Source organism: Azospirillum sp. A26 (genome assembly GCF_042604635.1).
GTDB lineage: Bacteria > Pseudomonadota > Alphaproteobacteria > Azospirillales > Azospirillaceae > Azospirillum > Azospirillum palustre.
Window position 1 is genome coordinate 708,805 of the sequence record NZ_CP170473.1, and the last position, 8,696, is coordinate 717,500.

Annotated in this window: 7 protein-coding genes and 1 pseudogene (1 of these 8 running past the window's edge); 4 read left to right on the top strand and 4 right to left on the bottom strand. The window is 65.1% G+C overall.

Annotated elements, in window-relative coordinates; all coding sequences use genetic code 11:
- Positions 1–247 precede the first annotated feature (247 nt).
- The 3 genes from ABNQ39_RS17405 to ABNQ39_RS17415 all read left to right on the top strand — a co-directional run bounded on the left by ABNQ39_RS17405 (position 248) and on the right by ABNQ39_RS17415 (position 3,967).
- Complete coding sequence (locus ABNQ39_RS17405; RefSeq protein ID WP_376962102.1) at positions 248–1,402, top strand: glutathione-independent formaldehyde dehydrogenase; 1,155 nt, start codon at positions 248–250, stop codon at positions 1,400–1,402.
- Between the two features lie 126 nt (positions 1,403–1,528).
- A complete protein-coding gene (locus ABNQ39_RS17410) occupies positions 1,529–1,810 on the top strand; it encodes a hypothetical protein (RefSeq protein WP_376962608.1) in 282 nt (93 codons plus the stop codon).
- A gap of 153 nt (positions 1,811–1,963) precedes the next feature.
- The gene (locus tag ABNQ39_RS17415; RefSeq protein WP_376962104.1) at positions 1,964–3,967 is read left to right on the top strand and encodes a PAS domain-containing hybrid sensor histidine kinase/response regulator; all 2,004 of its coding nucleotides are present in this window, start codon (positions 1,964–1,966) and stop codon (positions 3,965–3,967) included.
- Positions 3,968–4,715: 748 nt separating this feature from the next.
- On the opposite strand, the pseudogene ABNQ39_RS17420 reads toward ABNQ39_RS17415, so the two are convergent.
- The 4 genes and pseudogenes from ABNQ39_RS17420 to ABNQ39_RS17435 form a co-directional block, all read right to left on the bottom strand.
- Positions 4,716–5,138, bottom strand: a pseudogene (locus tag ABNQ39_RS17420) (two pore domain potassium channel family protein); the annotation flags it as partial.
- A gap of 35 nt (positions 5,139–5,173) precedes the next feature.
- Positions 5,174–6,367 carry an L-dopachrome tautomerase-related protein gene (locus ABNQ39_RS17425; RefSeq protein WP_376962106.1) on the bottom strand — a complete coding sequence of 398 codons (1,194 nt, stop codon included), beginning with the start codon at positions 6,365–6,367 and terminating at the stop codon, positions 5,174–5,176.
- An 80-nt stretch (positions 6,368–6,447) separates the two neighbouring features.
- Complete coding sequence (locus ABNQ39_RS17430; RefSeq protein ID WP_376962108.1) at positions 6,448–7,059, bottom strand: hypothetical protein; 612 nt, start codon at positions 7,057–7,059, stop codon at positions 6,448–6,450.
- A gap of 18 nt (positions 7,060–7,077) precedes the next feature.
- Complete coding sequence (locus tag ABNQ39_RS17435) at positions 7,078–8,253, bottom strand: zinc-dependent alcohol dehydrogenase (RefSeq protein WP_376962110.1); 1,176 nt, start codon at positions 8,251–8,253, stop codon at positions 7,078–7,080.
- 339 nt (positions 8,254–8,592) lie between these two features.
- On the opposite strand from ABNQ39_RS17435, the gene ABNQ39_RS17440 reads away from it, so the two are divergent.
- Positions 8,593–8,696, top strand: the 5' portion of a protein-coding gene (locus ABNQ39_RS17440) for a hypothetical protein (RefSeq protein ID WP_376962112.1). It continues 61 nt past the right edge of the window; the window shows 104 of its 165 coding nt (coding positions 1–104); it begins with the start codon at positions 8,593–8,595; the stop codon falls past the right edge of the window.

Here is an 8,696-nt window from a genome sequence, read left to right on the forward strand (position 1 = left end):
TGGATGGCGTCATCGAAATCGCAGTTGCCGCGGCAGTGAAGCGGTCGGTCGGGCAGTCCCGCCACCACGACGCCCCATCATGCTCCGCCAGGTTCGTCATGCGCCGCTTAGGCCGGAGAACATGACGGCGGCGAGCGGGAATGGAGCCGCACTACGGAATCTCCCTCAGGGAACGTCCGGGTAGATCGACGGCGGACTGCACGACACTCTCCCTGTCGACCATGTGGCTTCAGGTCGGGAGGGCAAGATGAGAGCAGTTGTCTATAACGGACCGCGCGATGTCGCGGTACAGGACGTGCCCGATGCGCGGATCGAGAGACCGACCGACGTGTTGGTGCGGATCACGAGCACCAACATCTGCGGCTCCGACCTGCACATGTATGAGGGCCGGACAGACTTCCCGCAGGGCGGCGTGTTCGGGCACGAGAACCTGGGACAGGTGGCCGAAGTGGGCGACGCCGTCGATCGGGTGAAGGTCGGGGACTGGGTCGCCATTCCTTTCAACATCGGCTGCGGATTCTGCAAGAACTGCGAGCGCGGCTTGAGCGCGTTCTGCCTGACCACGGCGGATCGAAGCGTCATGCCGAACATGGCCGGCGCCGCGTACGGCTTCGCCGACATGGGACCGTATCGGGGCGGACAGGCCGACCTTCTGCGCGTTCCCTACGGCGACTACAATTGCCTGAAGCTGCCGCCGGACGCGGAGGAGCGGCAGAACGACTATGTCATGCTGGCCGACATCTTCCCGACCGGCTGGCACGTCACCGAGCTCGCAGGATTGCGTCCAGGCGAGTCGGTCGTCATCTACGGGGCCGGGCCGGTCGGCCTCATGGCTGCCCACGCGGCGATGATCAAGGGCGCCTGCATGGTTATGGTCGTCGACCGTCACCCCGACCGTTTGCGCCTCGCAGAATCAATCGGGGCCCTGCCCATCGACGATTCCAAGGGCTCCCCGGTGGATCAGGTCCTTGCGTTGACGAACGGCATCGGCGCCGACCGCGGCTGCGAGTGCGTCGGCTACCAGGCGCACGACCCGGAGGGCCACGAGCACCCCAACATGACCATGAACGACCTGGTCAAGTCGGTGAAATTCACCGGCGGCATCGGCGTCGTCGGCGTCTACACGCCGGAGGACCCGGCCCCCCAGGACCCGCTCTACAAGCAGGGCGAGATCGTTTTCGACTACGGCCTCCTCTGGTTCAAGGGGCAGACGATCGGCACCGGCCAATGCAATGTGAAGGCGTATAATCGGCAGCTGCGCGACCTCATCTCGACCGGCCGGGCGAAGCCGTCCTTCATCATCTCGCATGAGCTGCCGCTAAATGAGGCGCCGAACGCCTACCAGCATTTCGACGCGCGCGACGATGGCTGGACCAAGGTGGTCCTCAAGCCCGCCGCGTGACCAGCCGGGCCGGGCGGGCAGCCGCTCGCCCGGCCTATCCGCCATCTCGCCGGATAGCTTCTAGCGTGGGGAGACGTCATGCCGATCTACGACTACGCGTGCGAAGTTTGCGGACCCTTCACGGCGATGCGGCCGATGGCACAGTTCCGGGACCCATGCGCCTGCCCGGAATGCGGGGCCGCGGCACCGCGAACGATACTCAACGCACCGGCCATTGCCGGCGGCAACCCGGGCGGCCGCGGTGCCCATGCCGCAACCGACCCGAGCGGGACCTCCCAGTACCGGGCCTCGGCTGCGCATCCAACCGGCTGCGGCTGTTGCGTGCGCCGCTTGCCTCTGCCGGACGCATTGGCTGCGGGCGGACGGGTGTTCACGTCGCACGGGCCGGTCCGACGTAGCGGACAGTAACCAGGGAATAGCTGCCCATGGCAGGCGGCACCGTGGCTCTGCCACCGCGGTTGATCTGCCCGAGATCTCGACGATTGGAGAGAACGACCTTGCACGTTGAAACACACCAATGCCACTAATATGAATTCCCTCGTTGCTGCATTCGAGTACACCATGACCTTCTGGGCCGCCTTGACTGGCGTTATGGTGGGGGTGTTCCCTGCCGTGGCGCTCGGGTGGACGCTGGCCCGTCTTTCGAACAGGCGGCACGAGGCGACGAGCCATGCACGCGCCATGCAAGCCGTCTCCTCAGCGGAGCAGCGATCTGCCGCGATCCTCGAAAGCACGACCGACAGCGTCTATGAGGTGGATCATGACTGGCGCATCACCTTCATCAACAGACGCGCGCGCCACCTCCTGGCGCAAGGACGGGATTTAACCGGACGCATTCTGTGGGAGGAGTTTCCGGACGCCCGCGATACACCGTTGTGGGACAACTACCAGCGTGCCATGACCGAGCAGGTTCCGGTCGAGTTCGAGGTGTTCTATCCGCCGCTGGGCGGTTGGTACGCAGTGCGCGCGTTCCCGTCCTCCGCGGGTTTGGCGGTGTATTTTCAGGACGTCACCGAACGCCGGCGACTGGCCGAGGAACTGCGGCGCCACGAGGCGCTGCTTGACCGCGTGTTGGAAACGTTGCCGGTGGGTGTGATCATCCTGGAGGCCGATGGGATGATCCGGCGCGCCAACCCGGCCGCGCAACAGATCTGGGGTGGCCTGCTCGCCGTCGGCATCGACGATTTCGGACAATACCGAGGTTGGCGAGACGATACGGGCGAGCGCATCGGGGCGCACGACTGGGCAGCGGCCCGGGCAATCACGCATGGCGAGACGGTTCTCAACGAGGTGATCGCCATTGAAGCCCTCAACGGTCGCCGTAAAACCATTCTCAATTCCGCTCTGCCGGTCCGTGACGCGAGGGGAGCCATCATCGCCGCCGTGTCGGTGATGGAGGATGTCACCGAACGCTTCCAGGCGGACCAAGCGCTGCGCCGGGCGAAGGCGGAGGCCGACCAAGCCCTTCTCTCCAAATCCAGGTTCCTGGCCGCAGCCAGCCACGACCTGCGCCAACCCATGCAATCGCTCTTCCTGTTCTCGGCGGCACTGGCGCCGCACGTCACCGACGATCGGGGACGGCACGCCCTGACGCTGCTTGACCGCGGGCTGGAAACGCTCAAGGCCCTGCTCGACAGCCTGCTCGACGTATCCCGCCTGGACTCCGGGGTGATCGATCCGCAGGTCGGCGATGCCCCGCTCGGTCCAATTCTCGACGACATCGCGGCGGCCTACGCGCCGGTGGCCCACGCCAAGGGGGTGGCGTTCGAGATCGAGCAGTCGTGCCGCCTGGTCGTCCACACCGACCCGATGCTGCTCGGTCGCATGATTCGCAACATAACCGAAAATGCGGTGCGCTACACAGATCATGGAAGCGTCCGCATCGGGTGCGCCGTCAGCGGCGGCTCGGTTCGCATAGAGGTGAGCGACACTGGGATCGGCATCCCGCCCGAACACTTGGAGCGCATCTTCGACGAGTTCCATCAAGTCGGCAATCTCGAGCGCGACCGCAGCCAAGGACTCGGCCTCGGGCTGGCGATCGTGCGGCGCCTGTCGCTGATCCTCGCCCTGCCGGTCAACGTGACATCGGAACTGGGCCGGGGCTCGAACTTCTCCATCGACGTACCCCTCGGCGAAGGCAAAACGGAACTCTCGGCATCGCCCCCTGCCCTGGGGCCGACTCACACTCCGGGTTTGCTCGCCTTGGTCGTCGACGACGATGTCCTGGTGCTGACGGGACTGCAGGCCATACTGCAGAACTGGACCTACGACGTGATCACCGCCGCGTCCGGCGACGAGGCGGTGGAGCGCGTGCGGAATGCCGGCCGGCCGCCGGATATCGTCATCGCCGACTACCGGCTGCGCAACGGCGAGGTCGGCCCTCAGGTCATCCAGCGTCTTCGAGACGTTGCCGGAGTGTCCGCCCCGGGAATCATTCTCACCGGCGAGACCGGCCCTGAACACCAGGAGGAAGCTGCCCGCTACGGTTTCGAACTCGTGCATAAGCCGTTGACCCCAAAGCAGTTGCATGATGTTCTGGAGCGGGCACTGCACGGGGCGCGATAGCACAGCGGCGCTTTCCCAACCTGCTATTCGGCGAAGTGCAGACGGGACAGGGAACCGTTCGAGCCGCCCTTCGATCCGAGAGCGCTGATTGCCGCGTCGATCTCCTCGATGCTGTAAGCCATCGAGGGAGCCAAGTTCGCAATGCGATGGTCCCATTGCATTCGACAGGAGATGTAGGCCTCGGCACCTGCCTGTCGTCCGCGACCTGGATCCCTGCCTGCCGAAGCCGCTGCAGGGCAGCGTGGTAGCGTGCTCGCCAGAGATCCCGGGTCTGCTGGTCCGGTTGGGCCTCCCGGTCCGGCGCGCCATGGGGAAGGAAGCTGTTCTCCGGGGAGGTGACGAGCATCATCGATGCTTTCCGGAGTTGCGTGACGGCTCCTGCCTGCTTCAGCCAGCGGTATTTCTGATCGTCCAGGCCGCTCTCGATCAGGCTCACCGTGTCCAACGCGACCAGCGTGGAGCGGGACACCGAGTGGTATGGATCACTGAAGCGGAAATAGAACAGCACCGGGTAGAAGTGGTATGCCTCCTTGGCTCGGGTCATCCCGACGCCGAGTTCCGACAGGTTCGTGTAACCGCCGTTGAACTGCCCCTCAGGTCCGAGGCATGCCAGCAATTCTGCGGCATCGCCTGTGCGTCCAGAGAGGAAATGGATGTTCATGGCCAGCACGTTGCGCTGCTGGAGCGCGGTATAGACCTGCATCAGATAGGTCAGCGTCAACGACATCACCGACATGCCGATCAGCGAGTTGAACAGAAAAAGCAGCCGCGTGGGGCTGGTGTGCGGGGTGAAGTCGCTTGCTCCGACAATGGCCATGCTGGTCCCGCCAGCATACATCGCGGTGACGAAGTCGCTGGGGGTCTCGCCGTTGGTGGCGCGGATGGAGGTGCCGAGTTCCGGGTGCATGATCAACGCCGCCCCGAGCGTCAGCCCGAGAGCCCAGACCCCGACCAGCGGCACGAGGATGACCGGACCGCAGAAGGACAGAACGTTTCCCCGCCTGGCCCCATACAGCTTCGAGGCTTTGACGAAGAAGGCCCAGACCAACCGCCCGACCCGGCCTGCGATGATGCTGGTGCCGAGCCGGGCGTAGAGCACGGTCAGAAAGATATCGAGCAGGATGATCAGGATCAGCAGTATCCCAAGGCCCTGCTCCAGTCGCCCCATCATGGCAGCCTCCCGTCATCCTGACCGGTCCGCCGAGGTCATTGGAGCTGCCCGGCCGGGCCGGCCGGCTTCCCGTTTGGCCCCTCCCCGTTCGGCCCTGGCTCGATGCGCCACAGCTGCGTCTCAAGTCGCGGGCCGGTCTCGGGTTTGAACCAGTTCATGTCCTGAATGCGGGAGGTGGTGACGTAGATGGTCCCGTCGGGTCCCTCCGAGAATGTGTCGGGCCAACGCAGCCGTTTGTCCTGTACGAGGGTGGTGATGCGATCCCCGTCACGGACCTTCACCGCATCCTGCTCGATCGCGCTCAGATACAGCCGCCCCTGCCCGTCGATCCAAAGACCGTCTGTCGGCTCGGTTTCGGCGGCACGCTCCACGCAGGCTTCGAGATCCTTCTCGGACAGGCGCGGGTTTTCCAGGGCATCCGTTCTGATGCGATAGAGAGTCCGGCCGGTCAGCGGCTTCCAATAGAGCGTGCGTCCATCGGGAGAAAGCGCGATGCTGTCGGCGGCAAACTCGACCCCGCGCCCGTCGGGCCGGCGCAACTCCTGCCCATCGGCCTTCACCACCACATCCTTTTCCGGTTGGGTGCTCGGGTGGCCGTGAAGGACGCGCCGAGCCTTGCCGCTCTGCAGGTCCACGACGACGAGAGCACCCTTGGCCCCGGCATCGGTCAGGTAGGCGTGCCTCCCATCCAGCGAAATCCGCACATCGTTCAGGTAGCTGCCCTGAGGGGCGACCGTCTCGTCGAAGCGGATCACCTGTGCAACCCTGTTCGTCTTCAGGTCGATCCTGACGAGCTTGGGTCCGCCCTGCACGACGGCTGCGGTGGCCGGCGCGGCCGGATCGACGACCCAGAGATTGCCGTGCGCATCGGCCACGACGCTCTGGACGCACACGAAGTGATCCCCGGCCGACATCTGGTTCTTCCTGGCATTGCGCCAGGAGTTCCAGGCGTCGTCCGGGTAGGGCCTGATGTGGCCGTCGCGCGTCACCTCGCCGACCGAGACCGGCGCATCCTCCGTCCAGCGCGGGAAGTTGACGAAGATCCGCCCATCCTTCGAAACAGTCACTCCGGTCACTTGGTGCTCGAAGCTGGCGACCTGCTGCAGATGCGCCGTCCCCCGAGAGGGTGCGGCACTCTGCTGCGCCATGGACGTGCAGGCGGATGTACCGGCCAGGACCGTTCCGAAAAGCAGGGTCACCGTTGCGAGCCGTTGCATGTTCATTTCCATCGCGTGGCCATGATCCTGTGGGATGCGGCGGCCGTCTCACGGCGTGAACGCCGCTCGGAGGCCGCCGCATCGTCGATTGCTCAGTGCGGTCGTGCCTTCTCCTGCGCCTTCTCCTGAGAGGCGCGATCGGACACCGCTGCGAGGACCGGTGCGGCCCGCATGTCCGGAGGCACCTTGAAATCCTTGGCTGCGCCGCGCGCCGCCTGGACACCCTGCGGGAAGCCCGTCCGGTCCCGGTAGGAGCGTGGCCGGCCACGGGGCCGGCTGTGGCGGGCCGTTACCCCCTGCGCGCCGATGATGTCGAGCAGCGTCACCCCCAGCACCGCAGCAAGAGCGATCCCGACATTGTCGCGCTTGGGATTGTCATGCCGCATGGCCGTCATCAGGGTGGCGATGTCGAGCCCGTCCCCGGCCACCCGGCTCCACAATCCGAGATGCTTGTCGGGCGAGAGCGAGACGATGCCGTGCCCGAGTTCACGGACGCCATAGGCCCGCACCAGAGCTTCCTTGCCCTCCATGCCGAGCGCCCGGGTGATGTGCTTCGCCGCGAACAGCTCCGCCAAGCCGAGCCCGATGCTGTACCAGCCGAGTGCCCTGGCCAAGCGGTCGGCGGCTCCCAGCGAACTTGGGCCGGAGTGGAGGACCTTCGGGTCGCCCTTCGACCGGGCGATGTTCGAGATGCTGTAAGTCATGTCTTCTCTTCCCGGTCTTTAGGGTTTCAGGACGACCTTGACGCAGCTGTCCTGCTTATCGCGGAACACCTTGTACATCTCGGGTCCCTCCTCGAGGCTCACGCTGTGGGTGATGACGAACGACGGATCGATCTGCCCCTCCTCGATGCGGCGCAGCAGGTCGTCGGTCCAGCGGTTGACGTGCGTCTGGCCCGTCCGGATGGTCAGGCCCTTGTTCATCAGCTGGCCCATCGGGATTTTGTCGACCAACCCGCCATAGACACCCGGGATCGAAATCACCCCGGCCGGGCGGCAGACGTAGATCATCTCGCGAAGGACGTGCGGCCGGTCGCTTTCGGCTCCCAGCATCTGCTTGGCGCGGTCGTAGACCGTATCCGGCATGGAGGGCGAGACATGGGCTTCCATCCCGATGGCGTCGATGCACTTCTCCGGGCCCAGGCCGCCGGTGAGCTCGTTCAAACGCTCGACCACGCTCTCCTCGTCGAAGTTGATGGTGATGGCACCGCCGGCTTCCGCCATTTCCAGGCGTTCCGGCAGATGATCGATGGCGACCACCTGCTTGGCGCCGAGGAGGACGGCGCTGCGGATCGCCATCTGACCGACGGGACCGCAGCCCCAGATCGCAACGGTGTCGGTCGGTTGGATGTCGCACTGCACGGCGGCCTGCCAGCCGGTCGGGAAGATGTCACCGAGGAAGAGAACCTTCTCGTCCGGGACTCCCTCCGGCACCTTGATGTGCGTCGCGTCGGCGAAGGGAACGCGGAGATATTCGGCCTGCCCGCCCGGATAGCCGCCGGTCAGATGCGTGTAGCCGAACAGGCCCGCGGTCGGGTGGCCGAAGACCTTGTCGGCAAGGTACTTCTTGCGGTTGGTGGCCTCGCACACCGAGAAATTGCCGCGTTTGCACTGGTCGCACTGGCCGCAGATGATCGTGAATGGAACCACCACCCGGTCGCCGACCTTGAGCTTGTGCCTGGCCTCCGGACCGACCTCGACGACCTCCCCCATCATCTCATGTCCCATGATGTCGCCGGGCAGCATCGCCGGGATGAAGTTATGGAACAGGTGCAGGTCCGAGCCGCAGATGGCGCAACTCGTCACCTTGACGATGGCATCGCGCGGCTGCTCGATTTCGGGGTCGGTGACGGTATCGCACCGGACGTCTTCCTTGCCGTGCCAAACCAAGGCTCGCATGCTTCCCTCCTTTATCCTGCCAAGGTGCAGAGGCCTGTGCTTCCGGGAGTGCTCCGGATCAGAGGGCCGTTCTCTGCGGGGGTGGTCTGTCGGATTGCAAACCCTCAAACCTGAGCGAGCCTGACCGCGTTCCTAGGGATGGTTCCTCAGGGAACCTCCGCGCCGGTGGCCCCCAACCTCCAGGGCTTGAGATCCATCTCATATTCAGCAACGGAAACGAGCATCCGCAACACCACCCTGCTGTATGGACTGTCGGTGTCGACTAGGCTGGTCAGTCAGCGGATATGGCCGCTGCGGCCGCGCAGGTCCTCGATCTCTTCCAAGAGGTGTGACAGAGAGGTGGTGTTCGACGTCATCGAGAATCAGCCGCAGCGCCTGACGGAGATGCCCGGCATCAGGCTGAAACGCATCGCCACGATTACCCGCGCCCGGGCGGAGCAGAA

What these genes read in the sequence shown, in the direction of transcription:
- ABNQ39_RS17405 (WP_376962102.1), top strand. Translation starts at nt 248, where the DNA reads ATGAGAGCAGTTGTCTATAACGGACCGCGCGATGTCGCGGTACAGGAC.
- ABNQ39_RS17410 (WP_376962608.1), top strand. Translation starts at nt 1,529, where the DNA reads ATGCGGCCGATGGCACAGTTCCGGGACCCATGCGCCTGCCCGGAATGC.
- ABNQ39_RS17415 (WP_376962104.1), top strand. Translation starts at nt 1,964, where the DNA reads ATGACCTTCTGGGCCGCCTTGACTGGCGTTATGGTGGGGGTGTTCCCT.
- ABNQ39_RS17425 (WP_376962106.1), bottom strand. Translation starts at nt 6,367, where the DNA reads ATGGAAATGAACATGCAACGGCTCGCAACGGTGACCCTGCTTTTCGGA.
- ABNQ39_RS17430 (WP_376962108.1), bottom strand. Translation starts at nt 7,059, where the DNA reads ATGACTTACAGCATCTCGAACATCGCCCGGTCGAAGGGCGACCCGAAG.
- ABNQ39_RS17435 (WP_376962110.1), bottom strand. Translation starts at nt 8,253, where the DNA reads ATGCGAGCCTTGGTTTGGCACGGCAAGGAAGACGTCCGGTGCGATACC.